Raw genomic sequence first — 26,408 nt, 5'->3', positions numbered from 1 at the left:
GAGACAAAGTTCAAGTTGCTTGCCCGGCTTCAGGACCGGTCGCGCCATCGAAGAATCCGCTGGGCAGCCGTCGCGTCGTCGCCTCTTGCGAACCGCAACGGGCGACGAGAACGGTGACATTGTCGGCGCCGCCGCGCTGCAAAGCCAGATCGACCAGGTCGCGGCAGGCATCGGATGGCCCCTTGCTCGAAGCAAGACATGCGATTTCGTCGTCCGCGAGATGAGCCGTCAGCCCGTCGGAACAGAGGATGAAGATGTCACCCGGCTCAATCTGGCCGTTGACGAAATCAAGGGCAAGCGAATGACCAGCCCCAACCGCGCGTGTGATGACATTGCGGCGTGGCCAAAGATGTGCGTCCTGCATGGTGAGCACGCCCTCGGCGACAAGCTCCGCGACCTCGGTATGATCATGTGTGATCTGAACAATGGCGCCCTCGCGCAAGAGATAGGCGCGGCTGTCGCCGGCCCAAAGGCAGGCATAATGATGGTCAAAAGCGAGCAAGACGACGACGGTCGATCCCATCGTGCCGACGCCGCGCCGACGCGCCTCACCGACAATGTCATGATGCGCGGCAGAGAGGCGTTCTTCACAAAGGCGTAATAACTCCGCCGCGCTCTCCTGCGGCCCAATCCGTTCCAGCGCGCCGACGACAGCGGCACTCGCGACTTCTCCTGCGGCATGCCCACCCATACCATCGGCGACGGCGAACAGGCCGGTGTCCGCCTTCAGCAGAAAATTGTCCTCATTCTCGCTGCGGATCCTGCCCTTGTCACTCAGCGCGAAAGCCTGAAGCGTAAGCTGCGTTGCCATCGCCGTCACCCCGTAAAGACCTGGGACGTCTCGAAGCGCCCGGTGATCATTGTGGCAAAGAGACCCGCCTCCGGCATGCCCACCGTCACAAATGCTTTGGATTCGTAGCCACCCCCACCCACGGTCGACCAGTAGCTTGCAGCAGGGTTGCTCGGAGCGACGGGCGCGCCGATCCCCGGCAAGGGCGTGCCGCGACCGTCTATCCGTGTCGCTGCAAGCGGCGGTGGTGGCAAGTCCGCGAGCGATTGCAGGATCGTCTCGAATAATGCACCGTCGTCAAGCGTCTCAAGGAGATAGGTTTCGACGGCCGCGAACCAGCTATCCAGAGCACCCGATTCAGGCGAGGCAATGACTTCCCCGTTCTCGGCGACCATGGCGAGAACCAATGGAAAACAGCGGCCGATCCCATCCATTGACGGCATGAGCGCGCCAACCGCTGGCGCGTCGCAAAGATTGGCGCCGAGCCAGAAGCGCCAGATCGGCGCGGTGAGGAAAGTTTCCGGCCATCGATCGCCGAGCTCCGCACGACTCGCCGCAAGCGAGCGCTGCAGCCACGGCTCGAAAACCGTAAGAAAGCCGCGTGTCACTCCATGGGCGATGAAATCCCGCTTTGACAGAACCTTGCCGAACAAGCCGCGCCGCATAGACCCTCACAACTGGCTTGGACAACGAATTTCGGAAAGCGCCGGCAGAGTGAGCGGTTTGAGCGTCGATCCGGCCTGAAAGCTAAAGGCGACTGTCCTTTTGCCGAGAGAAAACGAAGCATTCAGTTGATCACCGGAATAGGACCTGCTGGCGGCATCGAGCAGCCGGAACAAGGACCAGGCACCGAATCGCTCCAAAACGATTGGTGCCTGCGCCGCAGGTTGTTGGAAGCCAACCGAAATGGCCGGATTCTGATCCGGTTCAACGGAAAGGCTTACCGCCGAGCGGCCGCCACCGGCGCCTGGCCACTGAATGCTCCGCGGCACGACCGATGTTCCGGCGGAGGTCGAGACTTCCTGTCCGTTGGTCTCAAGTTTAGCGACCATGCCAGGGCCCGAGAGTGGCGGCGGATAAACGGTGAGCGCGATATTCGGCAGATTGCCTCCCGTCGGGAAAAAGGCATCTCGGATCTGGGCCGCGCGCTGAAATTCACGCAATGTCGCCGCCGACAATTTCGCGGTAAGTGGGAAAGCTGAACGATAGGTCCAGACGATTTTCGACGAATCGACATATTTGGCGAGCGCCTGCTTGAAGAAGGAGTCGAATATTCCATTTGGGCCAAATAGGCGGCCGAAATCGGCAAGAGCAATCTCGCTCGTGGCACCCTTAACGAAAGGATAGCGCCCGGGAACCACCTGCTGACAGGCGCTCGCAACCTGTTCGGCGAAGGCCGCCGAGAGATGTTCCAATTCTGAATCGATGACTGCCCGATCGAGCGCATCGGCACTATTCGTCAGCATGGCGCGAAACGGCTCTGGCAGGCGGTCAGCCGTGCCGCGGAATTTCTTGAGCTGTTGTGCGAGTGCGGCATTCGCCTGTGGCGAATTTTCCGGCAGGGTAGCGCTGGTGATGAGATTATCCTTGATGTCGTTCAACTCGGCCAGCATTTCGTCGATCGGCCTGCGCGTGCCCGAGCCGTCAAGCCAGATCTGTAAAGGCAGAAAGGCTTTCTCGATCTCTTCTCCCGGCGGGCGATCCCCTCGCCCGGGAAAGATCTCACTTATGATCAGCCGCGGACCGGAACCGCCTTTGCCATCACCATCCTCTTTCTTGGGCTTGCGCTCGCGGGTGAGCGCCGTTTCCGCAACGATGGACTCGAACAAGAGCTTCAGCGGCGAATTCGATGCCGTTGCTGCACCAAGAGCCTTGTAGCGCGGCTTGTCGGCATTGAGCCGTTTCATTTTCAGTTGCGCCAAAGCTTCACGCCAGGCAGCCTCAAAATCCCGCCCGTAGAGCGCGAGGAGATCGTTGCCGAGCGTGCGATACAGATCGTTTGTCGCATCGTCCTCAGCAAGCTTGCCAAGCACCCAGCGTTCTTGACGGACCTTCTCAGCGATCCCGGGAAGGCGTTGCAGAAGACCAGTCCTGAACCCCTCGTAGGTAAAAAAGCCGGGGACGCGGATTATGTCTAAATCCCTGCCATGCGCCTCCTCGAACAATTGGTCGAAGAGAAGACCACCGGCGCCGACGGCAATCCAGTCAGGAATTTGCAGCGCACGCGCCTGCGATTTCAGGAGCGCGTAGGCGCGCTCCGACAATCTGAGCCGCGCAAGCGTCTTCTGACTGTCCTCGATGAGCGTTTGGTTGGGATGAACGAAGGCTTCGCCATCGTCGAGATCGAGCAGCGCATCGAGATGCTGCTCAAGCGCCTTCGCCGTATCGGTCATGGGGCCGCGAAACAGCTTCTGCCAGTCGTTCCGCTCCCAGGCGACGATCAGATCACGATCGATGGGCCGTGCGACATGGCCAATCATCATGTAAACCTTGAGCGCATCATAGAGAAACGCCGGATCATCCCGATGCGCCTCGAGCTCTTCCTCAAGGCGGTACAGGAGCCTCGGCCGGAGGAGCCGTTCGAGGCCGATATGATAGGCCGCAGCCGAAGCTGAAGCGAGGCGGGCCCGCTGACCGAAGCCCAGACCTTCGAAGAAGGACGGTGAATCGCTCTGATGCGTATAACTAGTCGGTGCGTCCCGCAATTTTTGTAATAGGCCCAGGACTTTCTCGTAGTCGCGATCTTCGACCACAGACTGATGTGTCAGTGCATAATTGGGATCGGCTGCATATTCACGCGCCGCGGTAGCCGCCGCGGCGGCGAGTTCAACATTTGCCGAATAGCTTTTCCACATCATAAAGCCTGCGCCGACGGTGATCATGCCAATGAGCGCAAAGGCCGAAATTTTCAGGATCAGTGCGCGGCGCACGGCTGCAGGATCGGTCGAGACCCAGGCCGCCTCGCCGATGATGATCTTTTCGACGAGATCATAAAGAAAGAAACTCTTGCCCAGACCGCGGAAACCCAAAGCCCCCACATCGCGCGCGCCGAAATTCTTGACGAGCGCGTTGATGAGCTGATCAATGGGTGTTCCCTCCTGCGTGCCGGAGGTGAAATAGAAACCGCGCAGATTGGCGTTGGAATGGTAACGCGTCGGCTCGAAGATCGCGTTCAGGAAATCGTGGACCGGTCGTTTCAACGCGGCCATCTGCGCGGGAAAGCCGTAGAGCAGAACCCGGTTTGCCGGATTTGGCTCCTCCTGCAACCGGTCGAGCATGTTCAGATTGAGCCGCTCGATCACCGCATCGAACTCACGCGGTGCCTCACTGACGAGATTGAGCTTCTTGTCGGTTGTCTGAAAAGTCGCCCCGAAGACGCTCCGCAGCCGGTCGCCGCCAAGATCGGCAAAAAATTCGGTAAATCCGGCGATGAGGTCCATCTTGGTGAAGACCGCATAGACGGGGAAGTCGACTTTCAGCCGCTCGTGGAGCTCGAGGAGGCGCGCGCGTATCGCCCGCGCATGGGCGGCACGCTCTTGAGCTGGTAGAAGCAAGACATCCTCGATGCTGATCGCGACGAGGACGCCATTGATCGGCTGGCGCGGCCGGTTCTTCTTCAGAAGGTCGAGAAACGCGAACCAGCTCCGGTTATCGAGTGCCGCGTCCGAATCCTGCATCGTATAGCGCCCCGCCGTATCGATGAAGACCGCATCTTCGGCAAACCACCAATCACAATAACGCGTACCGCCAGCACCTGCGATTGCCTCGGGCGTCGCGCCACCAGACAGAGGAAAGCGCAGGCCAGAATTGACGAGCGCCGTTGTCTTGCCCGAGCCTGGCGGTCCGATGATGATATACCAGGGTAGATCATAGAGGTAGGTCGATCCGCCTTTAGCGGATTTCTTCAGCGTCGCAAGCGCATCCTGCATGCGCCCGGCGAGCACCTGCGAATCATCTTCTCCCTCGGCATCATTGGCAATGCCATCGGTGAGTGCCGCCGCTTTCTTGCGCCGGCGCCAGAATGAAAGTCCACCGGCCGCGCCTGCGGTGGCAATGAGGAGGACGATGACGATATCGCGGATGATGGCATTGTCGAGCGGCTTCCACCCACCGATGTCGATGAAAGGCCCTGCCACATAGACTATGCCCGAGATCGAGGCAAAGCCAAGCCCGTAAAGAACAATGCGCAGGATATCGCCCTTGATCCCGGGCTTGTCGATCATGTCGGAACGTCTCCCGTGAATGGTGCGGCTGTGGCTGCGTTCAATCTATCCGGCTGACCAACACCTCGACGCGCCGGTTGAGCCGACGGCCGGCGTCGGAGGCATTGTCCGCGACAGGTTCGGAAGCACCCCAGCCGAATTCTGTCACGCGAGAGGGATCCTTGAGCATCGGGCGCAACAGCGCAGCGACGGCATGGGCGCGCGCCTCCGAAAGTGTCTGATTGTCGCGAAACGGGTTGAACGGTGAAAGAGGTTGATTGTCGGTATGGCCGACGACTTTGATCGGCCCCGCTTCACGATCGATGGCATTGGCGATCTTCTGTGCGATGGGCGTAAATTGCGGCAGTACCGCCGCCTTGCCGGATTGAAACAGCACCGCGTCACCGACTTTGATCTGCACCCATTTGGCATTGCACGTGACGCTCACGCCATCGCCAACCTCCTCACCGATGCGCTTGCATTGCGCTGACGGTTTCTTCGGCGGTTCGACGCGTGGGAGATTTAACCGTTCCTGCAGAGCGATTTTCGTTGCCGGATGCAACATCTCTATGTTGTCAGCGACCGCTTCGCCCGCGGCGACTGTATAGGAGCGTAGCAGGAGAAAGCCCGCAAAGAGGCCGAGTGCCGCTAGGCTCGCGATGATCCAGACGGGCACCGACAGTCGCTTGCGGCCAAGGGGCAGATTTTGCCCCTGCCAGCGCGGCGAGAGATCGAGCACGGGTCGCGGGCGGACACGGCGCAGAAGCTCGTAGAGGCTGCGCTGGATTGTCTGGAGCTGCGTCGGGCCGCCGCTCGTGGCGCGATATTGACCTTGGAAACCAAGCGCGAGGCAAACGTGCTGCAATTCAAGCACATCGAAATTGGCCGCCGGCTCGCGCTGGAGCCATTCGAGCTGCTTGAAGAAATTGACACCACCGAGCAGCTCGCCGAAGAAGCGCGCCTGCATACTATAGCGTGTCCACAAATGCCGATCATCAGTCGGAATGTTCTGCACGATATCATCGGCTGTCGCGCAGATGAGATATTTGGCGACATTGGCCTGCTCGGCAGGAACACCCGCCTTGCGGATGTCTTTGTCGAAGAAATCGACCGCGGCGGCGACCTGCTCGAGCAGGCTCTCGAGCTCGGCGGTGAGCGCCGCGACGCGCAGCCGCCCGAGGAGATGCAGCAGCGGACCAGCCGCACGCAAGATGGGGTTTGGATGCTGGGCGACGAGCGTTTCGAAATCGAGATCCTCGGCGCGCCGCAGCGGCTGCGCCGCCTCCGGTGATCGTCCACCCTCCTGGGCACGGCCGGTAATCCAGTCATCGGGCCGTGCCGCATCAGTGCCGCTCGCGGTCTCAAATGGGGAGGGTGACATCTGGCCATAGGGATGATCGACCGGGCGCGGGATCTCACGCTGTTCGGGGCGATAGGCGGGCGCATTTTGTGGCTGGTAGGCAGGACTCCGGACCTCGCGCCTCAAACCGGGATTCGGGCGGAACACGGTCCGGTCACCGCTGCTTGAGCTGAAAGGATCACCTTTGTCGCTCATCGCCTGTCCTCCCGAATGGCCCAGAGGTCGAGCTCGAGGTCCGGCCAGTCGCCCGAGAAATGGATTCCGATTGCGCCAGCAACACTGAATTCGGCCCATAGTGGGCTCTTCTTGTCAATATAGAAATAGACGTGATCACCGAGCGCGCGGATCTGCGGGGGCGGCGTCGGCCGATGCACGAGTGGCACACCTGGCAGATTGAAATGCACGATCTCGTTCATGCGTGTGTCCGGACCGAGCTTCAGCAGATTGGGAAATTGAAGCTGGATTTCGGCAAGCGGTCGCAGCGACGCGACCTCAAGATAAAACGACGCATTCTGAAACAGCGACCGATCTTTGATCGGCGATTTGAACGCATTGGCGGCAAGCTGGATGAGCTCGAGCCTGATGGCGCGATATTCGAAACCCTTACTCAGATAATCCTGAAGATCGCGCAGCACCGGCTCGAAACTGTCTTTCAGATGCTCATGATCATAAGCCCGGTACCTTGGGGCACGGCGGGTGTCGGTGCAGAAAGTTGCAAGTTCTCCAGCAAGGGAAACAAGAAAGACATAGAGTCGTTCGGGATGGAGATGATTTGCGGTCTGCTCGAAATGTTCAAGGACCGGAATGGCGCGATTGAGTACTTGCAGGACAAGATAGTCCCGGTTCTGCAGGCCACCGCCCGCAGTCGGATCGGCGGCGTAGCGCGCGAGCTCTTCAAGCTTGTTATCGACCCAGCCGATGACGCGGTTGATCCAGCCAACGGTGACGCTATGGGCGCCGCAGACGAGAACGCTCGGAGCAAATTCCTGATCGAGCAGGATCGCGCCGTTTTCAAGTTTCTGGATCCGGGCAAGAGCAAGATTGTTATAGCCGCGTTTGGGCATGGTCTCGACATTCAGCTCCATGCGCGGATGGGCGATCTCGATCTCTTCTTCACTGCGCATTTCCGAGGTCGAATCGATGAAAGTTTCCGAGACGGGGAAGAATCTGCTGGCGGAAACAGCGGCACGCCGCGTCACTTCACATGTATTGGGCGAGGATTCGGGAAAGGAGAGCCAAACGATGCGATTGGCGATCTTGTCGTCGATCGGCAGAGGCTCGGGCAATTCTTCCTTGCCTTCGAGCTCGAAGGGTGTGCCATCCGGCATCACGCCCCAGGCGGCCTCGAGCCCGAATTTGCCGCGCTGCGCCAGAGCATGGTCAATCTCGAGCCGGCTGAATCCCCAGGCGAAGGGTGTGATCCGACGCGTGCGGCTCGCCGTCACCCATTCGAGATAGCGGTCGTTCTGCTGGAGATGGTGGGGACGCAGGAACAATCCCTCGCTCCAGACGACCTTGCTGCGCCAAGACATGATCCGTTTCATCCCCTCGTGCGTTGCGATTATTTGCGGTTATCGGTTCGATCGTAATATTCCGCGAAATAATTCATGAAGGCGCCGGTGAGCTTGTCACCATCACGCGGGCTCATCCCGTCCCAGCGCGCGACATAGGCATCCCACAATCGCCCTTTGCGGGAGTTGAAGAGTGCTACAATGTGTGAGTCCCTGGAGAGTTCCCCGTCGATTGCCGACGGATCGAGCCGCTTCGCAAGCATACGCACGGCCTCCTGCATGGCCGCATAAGTGCGGATCTCATGTGTCTTGACATCAGTAAAAGCCTCGGAGACCGCCGTCTGCAGATCAAGATAGCCGGGACGTGGTGCACCCAGCAGTAGCCGCAAGGCCTCTTCGGTCGTGGGCGCGAATTTCAGCGGGTTGTTGCCCTGCGCTTCGATGATCGTATGGCTGGCGGAACGCGTGAGCCGCTTCGCCTCGGCGCGTGCCCGCAGCAATTGCCGCATCTCATCGACGACAAGGCGTATCAGCGCACCAATCAGTGCTCCGAGTTCGCCCGTTGCCATTGCGGCAAACGTATCCTGCGGTATGTCAAGGGCGCGAGAAAATGCGGCGAGAAAGGCGTCGTCATCGCGTGCCTCAGCCGGTGCGGCGTCCTGAGCGGGCCTAGGTGGCTCAGGTGGAGAAGGGGCCTCATGATCTCGCGAGGGAACCGCGGAAACACGCCCGGGTGCCGTGCCCCAAACTGCGACCGCCTCATCCTGATTACCGAGCGGCTGCGGTCCCGGCTGTGGTGGTCTTGCCTGTGGTGTTCCTGATGGCAGTTCCGCGAGTGGTCCGCCGGATAGTCCCAGAGGCCGTCCCCAGATCGATGCCGCATCCCTCGCCGGCACCGCTAGTGCATGCAAAGGGGGCGCAATCGGCGTGGGCTGGTCCGCCACACGATTGATCCAATCGACATGAGGAGCGGTTTCGACCTGTCGTGACCTTAGCAGTTTTGGATCGATTGGCGGAGCAACCGGTCCGCTCGACGCCCAAATATCCGGGTTGGCAGGCGCCCGCCTGCCAACGCTTCCTTCCTGGTCAGGAACGGGCTGATCGCCTTCGATGGCGACAGCGACAATGTAATCGCCTATGAAGAGACGGTCGCCATCGCGTAGCCTATAAGGGGACTGAACTCGTTTCTCCGCACTGTTCACGTATGTGCCGTTCGTCGAAACATCGACGAGGAAATAGGCGCCATCCCGCGGTGTGATTTCGCAATGTCTGCGGGAAATCTCGCCTTTGTCGTCAGGAAGACACCAGTCGAGATGCCGATCCCGACCAATATCGATACGGCGCTGTCCCTCGACGACATAACTCAGCGGACCGCCGTCCGGCCGCCTGCCGAGGTTATCGATTGTCAGCGTTAGGCGCATCGTGCGACACCTCTTTCCCCGGAAACCGCTTCCTTCATCGGGCCTCTGGTATTGGAAATTGCCAAGTCCAGATACCTCACTTATTCACCTCATCACCCCTCCCCAGAAACCCAACGACCCCTGGTTCTTGGAGAGTGACAATTCTTCCGGCATGACTCGGTCCCTCTGCATGCGCAAGTCCCTGTGCACCGCTGCCGCGCTATGCGCGGACAAATCCCGATGCGTCATGCGCAGCGGGAGCCGGTGTCATGCCCCATTGAAATCGCCGGAGGCAAAACGAAGCGCCATGCGAATCCATTCGTCCTGCACAGCTTCACGGCGATCGCCGAGACCTGTCGCGGCAATGAGCACGGCTCCCCTGACAGCCTGTCCGGTCCCTTGCGCAGGCGGTTCGATATGATAGCCAATGGTCGAAGAAATGTTGCCACCGGACCATGCTACGGCCTGCACGATCCATGTCGCCGCCACGGTTTTCGATTCATGTGCCGCAAGCTCCAGGGCATGAAGGCGCAGCCGCTCATTTGGTTCATAAACCCAGGCTTCAGCTGCTTCCAGGCATCGCACTTCATAGGGCTGGCGAAGCGCCGTCTGCCGCACGCAACAGCATGCCCACCATATGGCTTCACGCCGCGCGAGGAGATAGGCGCAATAGGAAAGGGCGGCGCGTGCCTCGCCCTTTCCTGCGAGCCGCTCGACAAAAGCTTGTGAGGCCTCGTCATTTGCCTCAATGCCCACATCGACGGCCGCCGTCGGAAACACGGCATAGAGGTCCCGCACGGTCACGAAGCGAATTCTGCTTGGCGATCCCGGCATTCCTGCTCCGTCAGTTCAAATCAATTTTCGTGGCAGACAAAGCGATCATCATCGAGCTGATCTCGATTTTGCTTGGGCTGAGTTTGATTGAACTCGCGCCGGTCTGCAGCGTGATCGTGTCCCCAAGTGATTCGATCAGGATTTTCTGTTCGACGGATTTCGTATGCTTGCCACCACGCACGACGACAGAGCGTGAGCCAGCCTCGAGCTTAAGTATGTCATCTCCGTTCTTCAATGTCGTCGCGCGCGAAGCACCGCCAGCCGAGTATTCTTTCCCAATCTCGACAGTTTCGGCATTCAGAATGACCACTTCATGATCTTTCTGTCCATGCATCTTGATTTTCTCGGAGCCTTTTTTGTCCTCGAACATCAATTCATTGTAGCCACCGTGACCCTTCGAGGAATCGGATTTTATGCCTGATTGGGTCTTGTTGTCGGGTAGCACGTAGGGAAACTTGTTCTGGCCGTTGTAGACGGCACCGACGACAAGCGGCTTGTCGGGATCGCCCTCGAGAAAAGCAACGACGACCTCCATTCCGATGCGTGGAATGAACTGGCCGCCCCAGCCAAGCCCTGCCCATGTCTGCGCGACACGCATCCAGCACGAGCGTTTGTCGTCACGATCCCAATGGAAACGGACCTTTATCAGTCCGTAACCATCATTATCCGTGTCGATCTCCTCCTGATCGGCGTTCTTGCCGCGCGCGACGACCTTGGCGGTCTGCAAGCCGTGGATAATCGGGCGTGGGGTGACCATCGGCGCGCGGTATGGGCGATCGGCGGGGTGCAGTTCATAGGCCCCGTGATAGGGGCGTCCCGTCTCGATCGCCGCTGTAGAACGATAATGCTCTTCCGAGAAATGATGTGTGCAACGCACCACAAGATATTGTTTGTTCTCGGATTGGGCGGGATGGTCCTTGACCGTGACGAGACCTCCGGGAACCAGGTTGACGGTCTCGCCGGAAGCATAGCGGCGATGATCGACGGCTTGCTCCGCACCAAGCCGCGCGTCTACATAAAGCTTGCCATCCTCGGGCGTGTCATATTTGCCCGGATAGTCATAGAATTCGAATGTCGTCGCCTTGTCGTAGCCTTCCACGCCTTTTGCCTGGCGCGTGAGATCCTTGTTTGGCTGACGGAAATCATAGTCGCGCAATTCGAACGTGCCCGACCGAAACCGCCGCTCGGATGACCAGGTGAAGAACGCCTGCTCGCGAATGTACCCGCCAGCGACAGCGCTGGTATAGCGCGCCTCGGCGAGCCCGGGCACTGGCTGATGTGAGGAGGCCGAGTCGGCAAGCACCAACGTATGCCGCCCCGCTTCATGTTTGAAGGAATAATAGATGCCGTGCTGCTCAAGAAGCCGCGATATGAAAGCAAAATCGGTCTCACGATACTGAACACAATAATCGAGTTCCGGATAATTGCGGGTTATCGCCTTCTGATAGTCAACATTGCGTTGACCAAGGATCTCGGTGACAATATCAATGGCTTTCTTGTTATGGAAAATGCGGCAATTGGTTGTACGCGTCAGGAACCAGAAAGCCGGCCGCAACACAAGCCGATAGGCGTAAAGGTCACCATAATTGCCAACTGCCTGCGCCTCGACCGCGACCCCCGAGAAATAGCGTTCAGAGTGTTCATAGAACTTCATCGACACGGAGCATGAGCGGCCGAGGATCTGATCGAAATCGATTGTCCGCCGTTCACTCAAGGCATCGATACGGAATTCGAAGAGCTCGCTCAGCCCCTCAACTGCGTCGAATCCCGAGAGAACCAGTTCATCTCTGCCGAGAGGTGTCGACAGGACTGCGCTGCGGCCCACCTGTTTCAAATCGTTTGCCATCGCAGCCTCAGCGCGGGATCGATCCACCAACAAATCACTGAACAACGAAATCAATAAACAAGAACAAAAAGCCCACTTCTAGCAATAGAAGTAACCCCTACTTTTACCAGATTATCTAGAATAGGCTCTTGACTATACGACTTGGTAAAAATAATGTCGAGGCCTATTTTTCATTTGGACAGTATATTGCGCCGCAACACCGCGCCTTTCTGAGCTGTTTCACCCTGGCACGTTTCCGGCTCAGAAAAGCCCGGTCAGCGTTCCCGCTGGTGTGCGGTCTGGCACCTATTTTTCCGGATGGGCCTTCCATGGTGATCGTCGACCCCAACCTGTTGACATCTCCGATCCCAGGTGACGACCCATGCGGACCGGACCTCGACGCAGCGGGCGACGCCGGCTTCTTGAACTTCTTCGCTTTCGCCCCGTTTCAGCTGCCGGACAGCTTTTTCGACAATGGGACAGCGTTCGACCCCAATGATCAGGAATTTCGGGAAGCGACCACGCCTATTCCGGCTATGCTCGCCGACCTCATGAAGCGCACGCGTGATCTGCGCCTCATCATCTTTCTCGCGCGTTTTGCAATCCTGAAGCGCAGTCTCGCGGAATTCTGCGAAGCCATCGCCGCTATCCGTTATTTGCTGGAACAGCATTGGGACGGCGTGCATCCCCGTGTCGAAGATGGCTCCTATGCGACACGCATCAATGCGCTCGAGGAACTCAACGATCCGCTCGTGCGCTTCTCCCTGCAATTCGTGACGCTGCTTGCCGATCGTCACCGCGGCGCCATCGCCTTTCGCTCCATGGCCCTCGCTGTGTCGGCGAACAGCACCGAAGGCGACCACAAGCCTGCCGGCGGACGCATCGCCGCGCTCGACGAAGCGCAGATCAAGCTTGCCTTTCAGGAGGCCGGAGAAGAAGCAATCGCATCCGTTCGCAAGGCATTCCAGGAAATCGCGGAGGATCTCCTGGCCATAGGCATGGTCTGTACCGACAAGACTTCTGGACGCGACGTTCCGAACTTCGACAGGATCGGCGACAGGATCGGTGTCGCGCGGGACGTCAAAGGTGTGCTGGCTTTGTTCGCGGGCGCTTTTCCCGGCACGGAGGGCGCGGTCTCGGCGGAAGAGGCACCTGATGCGCCGCAAGCGGCACAGGGTGCAATCGGGAGCGCCGCACAGGCGCGCTTCGCACTCCAATGTGTCAAAGACTATTTCAGTAGTTTCGAGCCATCGAGCCCAGCGCTGCCGCTCGTCGCTCAGGCGCTCGAGCTGCAAGGCAAGACCTTCGTCGAGATCCTTTCGATCCTCGCACCGGATAATCATCTCTACGCGCGTTATGCCATCGGCGAGCAGCAATTCTTCAAGCTTGCCATCGCGCCACTCGGTCCTTTGACGGAAACCAAGCCCGAATACTTCCAGGAACGCCCCGTTCGCGCGCCAAGAGAGGCGCGCCGCCTTGGCGTCAGACCTTTTCAGGATCTTGTCGAGGCGCCGCCCAAGACGACTTGCCCGGACGACGGCTTGCCACCTGAATCTCCTGCCCAATCGGACGAAAATTCACTGCCCGCGAACGAAGCCTTCGCAGATGAGACTGGAGAGGGGAGCCCGGCGATCATGGAGGGCGATGGTTTCGACGCGCCAGAGGTCGCGTTTGAGCGGCACGATGAAAACCCGAATGATACCGTCGTCGAGACCCGCATGCAGGCGCTCTCACTCATGAAGGATGTTGGCTCCTATTTCCGCGCGGCCGAACCGTCGAGCCCGATCCCCTGGTTGATCGATCGCGCACGGGCACTCGCCGAGAAAGACTTTCTCAGCGTGCTCGATGCAGTTTTCGAACGCGACGCCTTTCTGCTATCGTCATGAGGTAGTCACGAGACGTGAATTCGATGGGTTGGTCGCATACATTACTTGACAGATGAAACAGGCTCGGCTTCTATATCGTCATTGCAAATGCCTTTTCCAGAGGGGGTGGGAATGGCAAAATCAAATAGTGGGCAAAAATTCATTGCAAGGAACCGTCCGCCACGGGTGCAGATCGAATATGTCGATCCAACTTCGGACGAGAGGGTCGAGCTTCCGTTCGTCATGGGCGTCCTTGCCGATCTTTCCGGGAATTCGCCCGGGCACGGCAAGGAAGGATTTGACAAAGGCACGGTAGCGGATCGCAAGTTTCTCGATATTGACATGGACAATTTCGATGAGCGCATGGGGTCGGAGACCGGTATCCGTCCCGGCGTGAGCTTCCATGTACAGAGCAAGCTGTCTGACAATCCCAGCGAAAAACTCAGCGTGAAACTTGATTTCAAAAGCATGGCGGATTTCTCGCCGGCAGCGGTCGCGAAGCAAGTTCCGGTTCTCGCAGAGCTTTTGGAAGCACGCCAACGGCTTGCCAACCTGCGCGCCTACATCGATGGCAAGGACGCTGCCAATCAGAAACTGAGGGAATTACTGAAAGACCCACAGAAGATGCAAACATTGAGGGAATTTCTCGCCGCGATATAGGCGACGACCAGCAAATCGAGGCGCACGTGGCGGCAGAACTCTCCCAGGAACAACAGTCCCAACCCGCCACCGAGATCGCCGCGGCCGATGATCTCGGAGACTTTCTCCAATCGCTGAAGCAAAGCTTCAAGCCTCCCAAGGACGACCAGGCCGCAAGAGAACAGAATGCACGCGTCCAGGACGCCATTTCGACGCTTGTCTCACAGGCTCTGTCTCATTCCGATGCCGTCGTCGAGGACCAAGTCCTCGACACGATCGAAGGTCTCATCAAGTCGATCGACGACAAGCTCTCCGCCCAGCTCAATGAGATCATCCACGCGGAAGAATTCCAAAAGATCGAGGGTGCTTGGCGTGGCCTCCATCATCTCGTCTACAGTTCCGAGACCGACGCGACCTTGAAAATTCGTGTCCTCAACTTATCGAAAACGGAACTCTATCAACACCTCAAAGACTATCCCAAGGCGAAATGGGATCAGAGCCCCCTGTTTAAGAAAATCTACGAAGAGGAATACGGGACGCTCGGTGGACAGCCTTACGGTTGTCTCGTCGGTGATTATTATTTCAGCCACCATCCAACGGATGTGCAGCTCTTGCGCGACATCAGTAAGATCGCCGCGGCCGGGCACGCGCCTTTCATCGCGGCCGCTGATCCTGGCCTTCTGCGTATGGACAGCTGGACAGAGGTTGCCAATCCCCGCGACCTGTCGAAACAGTTCGACACCCCGGAATATGCGGCTTGGAAGAGTCTGCGAGATTCAGAAGATGCAAAATATCTCGGTCTCACTCTGCCGCGCGTGCTGGCACGTCAGCCTTATGGCGTCAATTCCGAACCTGTCGAAGAGTTTGGCTTCGAGGAAGACACCGACGGCCACAAGGGCGAGAAATACACATGGATGAACTCGGCCTATGCAATGGCTGCGAACATCACGCGCGCCTTCAAAGAGCACGGCTGGTGCTCGCGTATACGTGGCGTCGAATCCGGAGGCGAGGTCGAGGATCTGCCGATGCATACTTTTCCTACCGATGATGGCGGTGTCGACCAAAAATGCCCCACGGAGATCGCAATCAGCGACCGACGCGAGGCCGAGCTCGCCAAAGCGGGACTCATGCCACTCATCCATCGAAAAAATACTGATCGCGCAGTTTTCATTGGTGCCCAGTCCCTCGCGCGGCCCAAGGAATATAACAACGATCCCGATGCGACGGCATCGAGCAATCTCGCGGCGCGCCTCCCCTACATGTTCGCGGTATGCCGGTTCGCGCATTATCTGAAGGTCATGGTACGCGATAAGATTGGCTCCACTAAGGAGCGGGAGCAATTGCAACGCTGGCTCGAAAACTGGATCGTCCAATATGTCGATGGCGATCCGGCCAATTCTTCCGATGAGGTCAAGAGAAAGAAACCCTTGGCCGGAGCCCTGATCACCATCGTGCCGAACGAGGAAAATCCAGGCTATTACTCAGCCACATTCGAGTTGCGTCCACATTACCAGCTCGAAGGGATGAATATCGGGATGCGGCTCGTTTCCCGCCTTCCCGTCAGAGACTGAACGCGCGCGCCGCAGCGAGATCACAAGGATGCGGCACAAGATGTTGGGGATTAAAGAGGGGTGAACCGATATGCCTGCTGATATGTTTCTTAAGCTCGATGGCATCCAAGGCGAATCGACAGATTCGAAGCATAAGAACGAAATTGAGATCGACAATTATTCTTTTGGTGTTTCGCAGCAGGGCACTTCAACCTATGGCGGCGGTCTCGGAGCCGGCAAAGCACAATTTCAGGATTTTCATTTCTCGAAGCGAGCCGACAAGGCGACGCCTAATCTGTTTGTTGCGGTCGCAACTGGTAAACATATCAGTGAAGCTCTGCTGACCGTCCGTAAGGCGGGAGGTCAGCAGGAGGAATATCTCAAGGTTACTATGAAGGACGTCCTTATCTCGAATTTTTCGACCTCTGGCAGCGAGGGAGCCGTACCGCTTGAATCGATCTCCTTCAATTTCACCGAGGTGAAAATCGAATATAGCCCACAACAGAAATCTGGTTCCCTCGAAGGAAGTATCGTCGGCGGGTATAACGTAAAGAAAAACGAGAAAATCTAGCAGTGATCGGCTAACCGAAAGCGTCGATGGTGACGCGGTTTGAGTGCGCGGTTCAGACAAGAAGGCGTCCTGACGGTGGGATCAACCACAGACAATCGCCGCGATATGCGGCTCAGCCCCCCGTTGATGTATGTGTTCCGGTCAGCCTATCACGACCGCAAGGAAGAAGCGCGCGCGGAAGCCAAACGTAAGGCGATCATCCGCGATGGAGGGGACCTGCCACTGGACAGAAAAACCCGTCCAGAAAGGACTCCCATCAACGAACGGGAGCTCAAGCTGGAAGTCGAGCGGGACATTGGTTCACTCATGAATCACATCTCTCTCGACTCGACAGTCAATCTTGAACAGTTTCCTCATGTGCGCAATTCGATTCTCAATTTTGGCTTTTCCGATATTGCACATCGTTCGCTCGATGAGCTCGAATCGAGTGATCTCGACGGGGAAATTGTCGCGGTGCTCGAACTGTTCGAACCGCGCCTCGTTCGTGGAAGCGTACGGGTCACGCGCGATACAACGGTTGAGCCCGGATCGCTCGAACTGCGTTATGTCGTCGACGGTCATCTTGTGTGTCAGCCATTGAATGTTCCGATTGAGTTCGTCGCACGCATCGATCTCGCGTCCGGCAAACTCAATATTGCCAGGCGATAGCAATGAACCGGGAATTCCTCGATCTATACAATCGAGAGCTTGGTCTCTTCTATGAGCATGCTGCGGAATTCGCCGAAGAATATCCAGATATTGCAAAACGTCTCGGCGGCTTGCAGCGCGATCGCGCGGATCCCATGATTGCGGGCCTTCTCGAAGGAGCAGCATTTCTTGCGGCACGCGTTCAGCTCAAGATCAAGCATGAGTTTCCCGAATTCACCAATAATCTGATCGAGCAGCTTATCCCGCATTATCTTGCGCCGACACCTTCCGCAGCCTTGGTCAAGGTTCTCCCAAAATATGGCGACACTGTCCTGTTTGAGGGACAGCATTTTCCGCGCGGATCCAACATCGACGCGACCTACGCCGATGTCAATCGCCAGGTCACCTGTCGCTACAAGCTCACAACCCCGATCACGCTTTGGCCCTTCTACCTCAAATCGGCCGAATATTACACAAGTGCGAGCGCACTGCAGCCATTGAAAGTCAATGTGCGGCCGGAAACGGTAGCCGGCCTCAAGATCACGCTCACGATCGCCAGCACCTCTGATCCGACGAATGAGTCTGCCGAAAAGGCCGCGTCGCCTCAGCCGGGCTCACTGTTCAACGAGACAAAAGCCCCCAACCTGCCGATCTATCTCGTTGGCGCGGAGGCCCATGCCAACACGCTTTATGAGCAGATATTCGGCCATTGCACCGGCCTTTGGTTTCGCTATGTTGATGAAAACAGCGATGCCACCATCGTCGAGGCGCCTAAGGAGCTTATCCGTCAGCTCGGCTTCGAAGAGACAGAGTCGCTGCTCCCAAACGACGATCGCATCTTTCACGGTTTCGATCTGATCCGCGAATATTTCATGTTCGCCCGAAAATTCTTGGGGTTCGATCTCGTTCTTGATCACGCGAAGGCGTTAGGCCGGATACCTGCACGCACGATCGATGTCATCTTGGGCTTCAATGAAGTCAATGCGACACTCACCGCAGCCGTGCAGCGCGACATGTTCACTCTTTATGCTGCCCCCGTTGTCAATTTGTTCGAGATGACGACTGACCGTATCACGGTCAATCAAAACCAGCATGAATATCACATCATTCCCGACAAGAGCCGCTATCTCGAATTCGAGCCCCATCGCCTCATCGACGTTCATGCACATTTTCCGGGAGTGGCCGAAAAACAGCCGATCTATCCGCTCTATGCGCCAAATCGCCAGACACAGGAGAAAAATGCACTCCATTACACAATCCGGCGCACCTCCCGGAAGCGGACGATCGAGGAAAAACGTTATGGCGTCGCATCGACCTATATCGGAACCGATATGTTCATCACGCTCGGCGATTCCGGATCGTTCTCCGAACCCGGTTCAGGAGTCGCCGAACTCAGCGTCCGTGCGCTTTGCTCCAACCGGCATCTGCCCGAGCATCTGCCGTTCGGGCAAGGAAGTTCGGATTTTCGCTTGACGGACGATGTTGAACTTGACGTCGTCTGCGTGGCCGGACCCTCGAAGCCACGCGAGCCGGTCGTTGCCTATTCACGGCGGAGCGCCGAAACCGCGCATACGGGTAGTGTCGCCTGGCGGCTCATCAACATGTTGAGCCTGAACCATCTCGGTCTCACGACCAATGGCGCGGGAAAGAACGCACAAGCGCTTCGCGAGATTCTGGCGACATTTTGCGATCCAAACGACGCATCGAGCGACCGCCGCGTGCGTGGCATCGTCTCGGTCGACAGCCGTCCGGTCACGCGGCGTGTTCGCTGCGGCAGCGGCATTGGTCCCGCTCGCGGGACCGAAATCACTGTAATGCTCGACGAGAAATCCTTCGAAGGGACAGGCGCTTTCCTGCTCGGCGCGATCCTCGATCGCTTCTACAGCGAATATGCGGCCTTCAATCATTTCACCCAGCTCGTGGTCCGCACCACGGAACGCGGTGAAATCATGCGCTGGCCCGTGAGGCTCGGCACCCGGAGGGCCCTTTGAGCTATTATGACGCGCTCTCGCGCGAACCATGGCGCTTCGATTTTTTGGACATGATGCGCTACATCGAGCGCAGTCTTGGCGCGCCGCTGCAACACGAAAGCGTCTTTTCCGCATCCCGCCCGCGGATCGGCGACAGTTCCACACGTCGCGAAGAAATCGTGAGGATCGAGAGCTCCGATTTCTCAGCCGAAGTTCCAATTTCTTTCGGCCAGGAACCCTGGATGGCATTCCCGGGCTCCACCATCCGGGAGATCGTGCACCGGTCGAATAATCCCCGTAAGATCAACGCAAGCGAGGCGAACACTTCCGACAACACCCCGCCTGACAAAATTCATGTAGTCACGGCCTTTCTCGGGTTGCTCGGGCCGCAAGGCGCCCTTCCCTTTCATCTGACCGAGGAGGCACGTGGGTTTGCACTCGACGACGATGATTCGTTTATCCACTTCCTCGATCTCTTCAACAATCGCTTCATTCAATTGTTCTTCCGCGCTTGGGCAGATGCGCGGCCGATCGTTCAAGCCGATCGCCCAGAATATGATCGCTTCGGCACCTATATCCTTACCTGCCTCGGTTTAGGCTCCCCTGCATTTGCACCGCTGCTTTTGCCCCGGGCAGGCGTTGACCAGACACACTCCATCCCTGCAGGGATCGGACTCTACGCGGGGCTGCTCGGCGCCCAGGCGAAATCGGCTTCTCGCCTTCGCCAGGCGGTCCGCGGTCTGCTTGGTGTTGAATCCGAGATCATGGAATTCGTCGGTTCATGGCTGGTGTTCGACAAAGAAGAGCGCTCCACGCTTGGCCAACGCTTCAGCCGCCTCGGCATGGATCTCCTCGTCGGTGCCGCATCGTTCAGCGTTCAGGACAAAATTCGCATACGCCTCTATGTGGCGGATATGGCGCAATATCTGCGTTTCCTGCCCCCGGGATCTGACTGCGACCGGCTCGTCGATCTGCTTTTTCTTTATGTTGGCGACGAACTCGATTGGGATGTGGAACTCGCGCTGCCGGCCCGTTGCGCGGAGCCGATTCGACTCGGAGCGCGAAAGGCTGGGCGCGCTGGCGCGATGCTCGGCTGGACCAGTTGGCTCATCGGCGCAGCCGAGGAGGAACAGCAGGGCTATCGCTGTGACGCCCGCTTCCATCCGGCAGAACGAAAGCGCCGCGAGCGAGAGAACAAACGCGATGTGGAGCTCAAGCAATCATGACTGACATCGGGCTCGAGACGGTCACAGGCAAGCTGAATACCGTCGGTTTCGAGACGATTGCGAAAGCCCATCGTCAGGCCAAGGGTTTTGGCCACCGCTATGTCGAACTCGCCCATTGGATCGATCAGATCCTTGCAAAAAGCGGCACTGACGTCGATCTCACCGCAGACCATTTCAACCTCGATCGCACGCGGCTCGCCTCCGACATCGCCCACGCACTCGATGGCTTGAAGAAGAACCAGACCGAGACACCGCAATATTCCGGCGCTGTCATCGAGGTGCTCGATCGCGGCTGGCATTATGCCACGCTTTTCTTCGCCGAGGTGCAAATCCGCACAGGCCATGTGCTTACCAGTCTCCTAAAAACCGATCGGTTGCGCAGCGCGCTTTTGTCTATCTCGAAAGAATTCACCAAGATCAGCGTCGACACGCTGATGGAGGAACATCGTAAGATCTGGGCGTCGTCCGTCGAGGAAAACCTGCGTCCGATCGACGGATCAGGGCTTGCGCAGAAGACGTCGGGCGAGCCGGAGACGACACGCGGTCAGACGGCGCTCGATCGCTTCTCGCAGGATCTCACCGCGCGGGCCCGCGCTGGTGCCATCGACCCAGTTCTCGGCCGCGATGAGGAAATCCGCAAAATCATCGACGTGCTGATGCGGCGGCGCCAGAACAATCCGATTCTGACCGGGGAGGCCGGTGTCGGCAAGACCGCTGTGGTGGAAGGTTTCGCGCAGGCGATCATTTCCGGCGAAGTACCGCCACCCTTGCGCAATGTCACCTTGCGTGCACTCGATGTCGGCCTCATGCAGGCAGGCGCGTCGATGAAAGGAGAGTTCGAGCAGCGTCTGCGTTCCGTCATTGACGAGGTGCAGAACTCGCCGAAACCGATCATCCTGTTCATCGACGAAGCCCATACGCTGATCGGCGCTGGTGGTGCGGCCGGCACTGGCGATGCCGCAAATCTCCTCAAGCCCGCGCTCGCGCGTGGAACCCTGCGCACAATTGCCGCAACGACCTGGAGCGAATATAGGCAATATTTCGAGAAAGACCCGGCTCTGACACGCCGTTTCCAGCCAATCCAGATCGATGAGCCGGATACAGCTCGCGCGATCGCCATGTTGCGTGGCGTCCTGGAGCCCATGGAAAAGCATCATGGCGTGCGTATTGCGGACGCGGCCATTGTCGCCGCGGTGAAACTGTCGCAGCGCTATATTCCTGCAAGGCAATTACCGGACAAGGCCGTAAGTCTCCTCGACACGGCCAGCGCGCGTGTCGCCATCAGCCAGTCCACCACGCCTGCAGCGATCGCTGATCAGCACGTTGAAATTGCCGCGCTGGAGCGGGAAAAAGCATCGCTTCTGACGGACCGCGATCTCGGCGCCGACAGCGCCGCACGCCTCGCCGAGATCGACACTGCGATCGCTCAGGCAAGGGAGAGGCTCAGCACTCTCGAAGCAAGCTGGGAAAAAGAAAAGGCGATCGTCGAAGAGATTTGCTTGCTGCGTAATCCTGCCACGATATCACAAGAGGATGAAGCGGGCCGCGAGCATCGTGCAAAGCTTGACGCCTGTCTATCGGAACTCGCCGCGCTTGATCCAGAAAGCCGCACGGTCTTTGCCCATGTGGACGAGCAATCGGTTGCTGCCGTCGTCTCGGATTGGACGGGCATTCCCATTGGCCGCATGGTCAAGGATGAGATCGAGACGATACTGCGCTTGCCGGAAATCCTCAATCGCCGCGTGATCGGCCAGAGCCATGGCCTCGCGATGATCGCCAAGCGGATCGAAACAAACCGGGCACGGCTCGACAACCCCAGTAAACCGATCGGCGTGTTCATGCTCTGCGGTCCATCGGGCGTCGGCAAGACGGAGACGGCGCTGGCCCTCGCGGAAGCGCTCTACGGTGGCGAGCAGAACCTCATCACCATCAATATGTCGGAATTTCAGGAAGCACATACGGTTTCCACTTTGAAGGGCGCCCCGCCCGGCTATGTCGGCTATGGCGAGGGTGGACGCCTCACCGAGGCGGTGCGCCGCAAGCCTTACAGCGTCGTCCTGCTCGACGAGATCGAAAAGGCCCATCCCGATGTGCATGAAATCTTCTTTCAAGTCTTCGACAAGGGGCAGATGGAAGATGGTTCCGGACGCCGCATCGATTTCAAGAACACGCTCATCATCCTGACCTCGAATGTCGGTACCGATCTCATCATGGAGCTTGGCGCCGACCCCTCTTTCCAGGAAAATCCGGAGGCCCTCGCCACCGCTTTGCGTCCGGAATTGCAGCGCTTCTTCCCGCCGGCGCTGCTCGGGCGCATTGTCGTCATCCCCTATTTCCCGCTGTCACCCGAGATGCTCGCTGGTATCGTTCGTCTGCAACTGAACCGCATCGGCAAGCGCATCGAGGAAAACCACAAAGCCGCTTTCATCTATGACGATGCCGTCGTCGATCACATTGTGGCTCAATGCGCTGATCCGGATTCTGGCGGTCGCATCATCGACAATATCATCACCAACACGCTGCTGCCCGCACTCTCGCGCGAATTTCTGACACGCTCGCTCGCGAAAAAGGATTTACGCGAGGCGCGTGTGAAGGTAGAGGATGGTGTGTTTGGGTATGAGTGGGGGTGAAATTCAGGCAGTTCCTATGGAGATATCGGCAGATGACAGTCGACTGCAACAACAGACTTCGAGGTGTCGCCACGATATCGTACACATTATTGTCATTTATTGGGGGATCGTTAGCCTATGCGTCGGATGCGATCGGCCTCTATCATGGCAGAGGTTGTCCAAAGGGTGATTTGGAATGCGTTCCAACAAAAAAGACGGATACGCTTAAGATCGAACGAACGTCGGACCGGACATTAAAATTGACCCTCCGCTTGAGCTTCGACCAAGGACATGTGTGTGCCCTAGAGGCGAATGGAGCATCTCACGACGGCGCGCCTGAGTTCAGCGCGGAAGGACTGCGGGCAGACAAACCTTGTACGCTCAGATTACACCCAAAGAACGATATTTGGATTGTCGAAGACGTCGAGCAGCGCTGCCGCGCAGTTTATTGTGGGGTGCGAGGCACCCTCGACGGCGCGAGGTTTTCACGAACAAGATAAGAGCGGACCCATGTATCCAAGCGTTGCCGCCAAATGGCGATCCTTCAACGAGCCTCTCGAAGGTCTAGTTCACTTTATGTATCAGGATGTCACGGGCTTGATAACGATCGGGATGGGCAATCTCATCGATCCGATAGGGTATGCCGTGATCCTGCCATTCAAGAAAAGAACAAAGCCAGGGGTGGCAAATCCAGGCACTTTTGCTTCTCGCGCTGAAATCGAAGCCGAGTGGAGGCTCATCAAAAGCAAACCCGAACTCGCTCAGAAGAGGTGGCAGGCCTGCGATCGCCTTTGCACTTTGGAACTCGATGACAGTTCCATCGATAGTCTTATTCGCAGGAAGCTTTCGGAGCATGAGGCCCTCCTCAAAAGGCAGCAATCGTTCTCGAAATTCGACTCTTGGCCGGCCGACGCCCAAATGGGCTTGTTGAGCATGGCTTGGGCTATGGGGCCGGGCTTCACTAAGGGATGGCCAAAATTTTCGCGGGCATGCGCGGCGCTCGACTTCGACGATGCTGCAAGCAACTGCCGCATGAGCGAAATAGGCAACTCCGGCGTGATCCCTCGAAATAATGCCAATCAGAAACTATTTAAGAATGCTGCGGCGGTGCTCGCTGGCGCGGCCGATGGCTTTTACAGCCCGGCGCTTCTTTACTATCCTGCGATCATTACGAAACCAATCGCTATCGAAGGGTAGTTTGACCTGGCCATCTTGTCCTTACATTAGATACAAGGAGAGATAGAGATAATGAGCCGAGGACAAACTGGTCCAGTTTGGGGTGGGACGCCTCAGCCGAAATTCGCGCCAGGCAAGCTCGAATCTCGCAACATAGGCGATCACGCGCGTGGACGCGTCACTGCCATGAATGACATACTTACCCAGGTTGTTTTTCTGAAATCCATTTCCGCCGGTAGGAACGTTACTGGCACGACCGGCGCAAAATCGCAAGATTTCAGAGGAACTGACGGGCAGGTAGCGGCGCATCGGGCCCTCTTCGCACCCGAGATGGACGTCAGAAACATCGCGAATCTTCCTTTGAGCCTGAAACGGGCCGGCCTGCGTAAAGCACTCATCGCGCCCCAGGCGCGTACGGACATGCTATTTCCTCCGGAAAATTATGGGGATCGCCTGCTGGAGATCGTGGGTGCGCGCCCCGTGCTGGATATTCTGCGAACAAGTGTAGAGTGGCAGAAGCCGGACCAGAAGGCCGAGAAAAGCATGATCGTCGACGCAACATTCCGGTTGCGGAACGCCATACTTCGCGCCCATGACGACGCTATGCAAAAAAGCGAGGACATCTTGCGGAGACGCGGATGGGAGACATTCGATCCAGTTAGATTTCGCAAATTCGCAGGACCCGCAAGCGAAATCGCATCAGAAAGTTTGGAGTTCGTCTTGCATAAAGCAGGTCCCAGCCAGTTTCTCGATTTACCGATCATTTATCTTGCAACGAGCAAGCAAATTATCGAGAAAACACAGCCTGCCATGGATGTCGCGACGGTGGAGCAGTCACTCGACTCGTTACAAGAACTGGCGAGCGGAGAACGCGCCGCCTGCTGGAGATAGAGACGACCCTCTTCTTCAGGGAGCTGCACGGCACCGATAGTAATGAATGCACTGCCTGCGGCAAAAAGAGAAGGTGCGCGAGCTTTTTTGTGGAAGTCTACCATTAGAAGAAAAAACCGCTGCTTAGACCAGCGTGAACGAAGACGAGACTGGGGTCGCCGCCCTGGACCTTTGCGTCGAGATCGCGCGAACGGATCTGTATCGATGCGTTTCTACCCTGGTTGCCGTCGATCGTACGTAATAGTCCGCTCGAAGGCGGCGTATCGTCATAGGCAAGGCAGACGTGCTTCCAGTTACCAACGGTACCCTCGCGGTAGAGGACGATGTCGGCTCGCTCCAAAGCGCAGCCGTTGTATCCAATTTCTCGATATTCCTGCTTGCTGAGCTTTCCCGTACATGGATCCTTAACTAACCCCATTGGATCATACACTGCATAGCGCAGGAGCTGCACGGGAGTATCGTCACGCATCGCGTAGCTGATTGCCTTTATGCGGAGACCACAACACTCCACCGTTAGAGCCAAACGGATTGGGTACGGATTTAATCGCGCAGGCTTGTTGCCAGCACCAATATGCGAAAGCGCCGCACCAATTGAATTTGGCGTCAATATTGTAAACGCCGAACCCATCCGACTGCGTGGCGATTGCGCTGTGCATCTGGTCTTCCGCAATTCGGATTACCGCATCGCGCAGCGAGAGCCTTTGCAACTCAACGCGAAGTTGCGGCGAAACCTCCCCAGCGGACGCCCCAACCTGACGGTTTTGCTGATTAGAGACGACGCGGATTGTAAGCGGAGCGATCCAGTCCCGCCCATTGAGCTTCGCATGCATTACAGCTGTGCCAAACGCCTTTGCTCTAACGTCGATACGCCTCAGCAATTGGCCCTTCTCCCATGCGCTGAGCGACGTATTTTTGTGAAGTGTTTTATCATCTCGTTCGCCGACCGTATAGTCGAGGCAGTCATCGCCGTCGAAGCCGACCTCGAGCCCATCTCCAGCGACCAGCGCGAAACTAGGGCCTGTTAGTTCTTGAATTATTCCCTATATCTGATTGATGAGCACGGACAAGAGCTTACAAGTCTTCACGGATGAAGCCTGGGCGATCTGGGAGCCTCTGATCCAGGCGGTACAGCCGCATGGTAAAACGCCTTTGCAGAACCTGCGTCGGACCATTACGGCGATCTTCTGGCGGCACACCAACGGTGCCAAATGGCGCAGCATTCCGCCGGAGCTTGGTCCGTGGTGGAAGGCGGCGCAGACATTCATCCGCTGGTCGAAGCTCGGGGTCTGGGAACGGCTGCTTGCCCTGGTCCAGAAGCAGAAGAGCCCGGCACTGGGTATGACTTTCCTTGACGGGACCAAC

21 protein-coding genes are annotated in these 26,408 nt (G+C 57.7%); 11 read left to right on the top strand and 10 right to left on the bottom strand.

Features of this window, described 5'->3' with window-relative positions:
- Positions 1–10: 10 nt before the first annotated feature.
- The 8 genes from DL88_RS11405 to DL88_RS11365 form a co-directional block, all read right to left on the bottom strand.
- A complete protein-coding gene (locus DL88_RS11405) occupies positions 11–811 on the bottom strand; it encodes a PP2C family protein-serine/threonine phosphatase (RefSeq protein WP_051955904.1) in 801 nt (266 codons plus the stop codon).
- A gap of 5 nt (positions 812–816) precedes the next feature.
- On the bottom strand, positions 817–1,455 hold the full coding sequence (gene tagF, locus DL88_RS11400; RefSeq protein ID WP_034996132.1) for a type VI secretion system-associated protein TagF: 639 nt from the start codon (positions 1,453–1,455) through the stop codon (positions 817–819).
- A 6-nt stretch (positions 1,456–1,461) separates the two neighbouring features.
- Positions 1,462–5,013, bottom strand: coding sequence for a type VI secretion system membrane subunit TssM (tssM, locus tag DL88_RS11395; RefSeq protein WP_034996129.1), 3,552 nt, complete (start codon positions 5,011–5,013; stop codon positions 1,462–1,464).
- A gap of 40 nt (positions 5,014–5,053) precedes the next feature.
- A complete protein-coding gene (gene icmH, locus DL88_RS11390; RefSeq protein WP_034996126.1) occupies positions 5,054–6,547 on the bottom strand; it encodes a type IVB secretion system protein IcmH/DotU in 1,494 nt (497 codons plus the stop codon).
- Positions 6,544–7,884, bottom strand: coding sequence for a type VI secretion system baseplate subunit TssK (tssK, locus tag DL88_RS11385; protein ID WP_034996125.1), 1,341 nt, complete (start codon positions 7,882–7,884; stop codon positions 6,544–6,546). The genes icmH and tssK overlap by 4 nt, the downstream gene beginning before the upstream one ends.
- A 29-nt stretch (positions 7,885–7,913) precedes the next feature.
- The gene (gene tagH, locus DL88_RS19915; protein WP_084705134.1) at positions 7,914–9,284 is read right to left on the bottom strand and encodes a type VI secretion system-associated FHA domain protein TagH; all 1,371 of its coding nucleotides are present in this window, start codon (positions 9,282–9,284) and stop codon (positions 7,914–7,916) included.
- Between the two features lie 246 nt (positions 9,285–9,530).
- Positions 9,531–10,097, bottom strand: coding sequence for a DUF6931 family protein (locus tag DL88_RS19415; protein WP_051955903.1), 567 nt, complete (start codon positions 10,095–10,097; stop codon positions 9,531–9,533).
- 10 nt (positions 10,098–10,107) lie between these two features.
- Complete coding sequence (locus tag DL88_RS11365; RefSeq protein WP_051955902.1) at positions 10,108–11,943, bottom strand: type VI secretion system Vgr family protein; 1,836 nt, start codon at positions 11,941–11,943, stop codon at positions 10,108–10,110.
- A 308-nt stretch (positions 11,944–12,251) separates the two neighbouring features.
- Between DL88_RS11365 and DL88_RS11360 the strand changes: the two genes are divergently transcribed.
- From DL88_RS11360 to DL88_RS11315, 10 genes are all read left to right on the top strand, one after another.
- Positions 12,252–13,808 carry a type VI secretion system protein TssA gene (locus DL88_RS11360; RefSeq protein WP_034996122.1) on the top strand — a complete coding sequence of 519 codons (1,557 nt, stop codon included), beginning with the start codon at positions 12,252–12,254 and terminating at the stop codon, positions 13,806–13,808.
- A gap of 111 nt (positions 13,809–13,919) precedes the next feature.
- The gene (gene tssB, locus DL88_RS11355; protein ID WP_084705133.1) at positions 13,920–14,447 is read left to right on the top strand and encodes a type VI secretion system contractile sheath small subunit; all 528 of its coding nucleotides are present in this window, start codon (positions 13,920–13,922) and stop codon (positions 14,445–14,447) included.
- Positions 14,448–14,521: 74 nt separating this feature from the next.
- Positions 14,522–15,997 (top strand): type VI secretion system contractile sheath large subunit, encoded by a 1,476-nt coding sequence (tssC, locus tag DL88_RS11350; RefSeq protein ID WP_051955917.1) that lies wholly within the window; start codon positions 14,522–14,524, stop codon positions 15,995–15,997.
- Positions 15,998–16,067: 70 nt separating this feature from the next.
- On the top strand, positions 16,068–16,547 hold the full coding sequence (locus DL88_RS11345; protein ID WP_034996116.1) for an Hcp family type VI secretion system effector: 480 nt from the start codon (positions 16,068–16,070) through the stop codon (positions 16,545–16,547).
- A gap of 75 nt (positions 16,548–16,622) precedes the next feature.
- Positions 16,623–17,195 (top strand): type VI secretion system baseplate subunit TssE, encoded by a 573-nt coding sequence (locus tag DL88_RS11340; protein WP_156971059.1) that lies wholly within the window; start codon positions 16,623–16,625, stop codon positions 17,193–17,195.
- 2 nt (positions 17,196–17,197) lie between these two features.
- The gene (gene tssF / locus DL88_RS11335) at positions 17,198–19,165 is read left to right on the top strand and encodes a type VI secretion system baseplate subunit TssF (protein ID WP_034996113.1); all 1,968 of its coding nucleotides are present in this window, start codon (positions 17,198–17,200) and stop codon (positions 19,163–19,165) included.
- Complete coding sequence (gene tssG / locus DL88_RS11330) at positions 19,162–20,370, top strand: type VI secretion system baseplate subunit TssG (protein WP_051955901.1); 1,209 nt, start codon at positions 19,162–19,164, stop codon at positions 20,368–20,370. Before tssF ends, tssG begins: the two co-directional genes overlap by 4 nt.
- Positions 20,367–23,000: a type VI secretion system ATPase TssH gene (gene tssH / locus DL88_RS11325; protein WP_034996103.1), complete on the top strand. Its 2,634-nt coding sequence runs from the start codon at positions 20,367–20,369 to the stop codon at positions 22,998–23,000. Before tssG ends, tssH begins: the two co-directional genes overlap by 4 nt.
- 390 nt (positions 23,001–23,390) lie before the next feature.
- Positions 23,391–24,176: a lysozyme family protein gene (locus DL88_RS11320; RefSeq protein WP_156971058.1), complete on the top strand. Its 786-nt coding sequence runs from the start codon at positions 23,391–23,393 to the stop codon at positions 24,174–24,176.
- Positions 24,177–24,341: 165 nt separating this feature from the next.
- Positions 24,342–25,046 (top strand): hypothetical protein, encoded by a 705-nt coding sequence (locus DL88_RS11315; protein WP_156971057.1) that lies wholly within the window; start codon positions 24,342–24,344, stop codon positions 25,044–25,046.
- Positions 25,047–25,149: 103 nt separating this feature from the next.
- Here DL88_RS11315 and DL88_RS11310 read toward each other — a convergent pair whose 3' ends face one another.
- Both DL88_RS11310 and DL88_RS11305 read right to left on the bottom strand, forming a co-directional pair.
- On the bottom strand, positions 25,150–25,515 hold the full coding sequence (locus tag DL88_RS11310) for a hypothetical protein (protein WP_034996095.1): 366 nt from the start codon (positions 25,513–25,515) through the stop codon (positions 25,150–25,152).
- On the bottom strand, positions 25,508–25,876 hold the full coding sequence (locus DL88_RS11305; protein ID WP_156971056.1) for a hypothetical protein: 369 nt from the start codon (positions 25,874–25,876) through the stop codon (positions 25,508–25,510). Before DL88_RS11305 ends, DL88_RS11310 begins: the two co-directional genes overlap by 8 nt.
- 223 nt (positions 25,877–26,099) lie before the next feature.
- On the opposite strand from DL88_RS11305, the gene DL88_RS11300 reads away from it, so the two are divergent.
- Positions 26,100–26,408: IS5/IS1182 family transposase (locus tag DL88_RS11300; protein WP_034996090.1), on the top strand; the 309-nt coding region annotated here is incomplete at its 3' end.

The sequence above is a fragment of the Beijerinckia mobilis genome, from assembly GCF_000745425.1.
GTDB lineage: Bacteria > Pseudomonadota > Alphaproteobacteria > Rhizobiales > Beijerinckiaceae > Beijerinckia > Beijerinckia mobilis.
The sequence above is the reverse complement of the archived record's forward strand: the minus strand, read 5'-3'. Positions and strand labels throughout refer to the sequence as shown.

Bases quoted from the DNA above. Each gene is read 5' to 3' on its own strand.
- tssM (WP_034996129.1), bottom strand. From the start codon at position 5,013: ATGATCGACAAGCCCGGGATCAAGGGCGATATCCTGCGCATTGTTCTT.
- tagF (WP_034996132.1), bottom strand. From the start codon at position 1,455: ATGCGGCGCGGCTTGTTCGGCAAGGTTCTGTCAAAGCGGGATTTCATC.
- DL88_RS11345 (WP_034996116.1), top strand. From the start codon at position 16,068: ATGCCTGCTGATATGTTTCTTAAGCTCGATGGCATCCAAGGCGAATCG.
- tssF (WP_034996113.1), top strand. From the start codon at position 17,198: ATGAACCGGGAATTCCTCGATCTATACAATCGAGAGCTTGGTCTCTTC.
- DL88_RS11305 (WP_156971056.1), bottom strand. From the start codon at position 25,876: ATGCATGCGAAGCTCAATGGGCGGGACTGGATCGCTCCGCTTACAATC.
- DL88_RS11405 (WP_051955904.1), bottom strand. From the start codon at position 811: ATGGCAACGCAGCTTACGCTTCAGGCTTTCGCGCTGAGTGACAAGGGC.
- DL88_RS11365 (WP_051955902.1), bottom strand. From the start codon at position 11,943: ATGGCAAACGATTTGAAACAGGTGGGCCGCAGCGCAGTCCTGTCGACA.
- DL88_RS19415 (WP_051955903.1), bottom strand. From the start codon at position 10,097: ATGCCGGGATCGCCAAGCAGAATTCGCTTCGTGACCGTGCGGGACCTC.
- tssH (WP_034996103.1), top strand. From the start codon at position 20,367: ATGACTGACATCGGGCTCGAGACGGTCACAGGCAAGCTGAATACCGTC.
- tssB (WP_084705133.1), top strand. From the start codon at position 13,920: ATGGCAAAATCAAATAGTGGGCAAAAATTCATTGCAAGGAACCGTCCG.
- icmH (WP_034996126.1), bottom strand. From the start codon at position 6,547: ATGAGCGACAAAGGTGATCCTTTCAGCTCAAGCAGCGGTGACCGGACC.
- tssK (WP_034996125.1), bottom strand. From the start codon at position 7,884: ATGTCTTGGCGCAGCAAGGTCGTCTGGAGCGAGGGATTGTTCCTGCGT.
- DL88_RS11310 (WP_034996095.1), bottom strand. From the start codon at position 25,515: ATGCGTGACGATACTCCCGTGCAGCTCCTGCGCTATGCAGTGTATGAT.
- DL88_RS11360 (WP_034996122.1), top strand. From the start codon at position 12,252: ATGGTGATCGTCGACCCCAACCTGTTGACATCTCCGATCCCAGGTGAC.
- tagH (WP_084705134.1), bottom strand. From the start codon at position 9,284: ATGCGCCTAACGCTGACAATCGATAACCTCGGCAGGCGGCCGGACGGC.
- DL88_RS11315 (WP_156971057.1), top strand. From the start codon at position 24,342: ATGAATGACATACTTACCCAGGTTGTTTTTCTGAAATCCATTTCCGCC.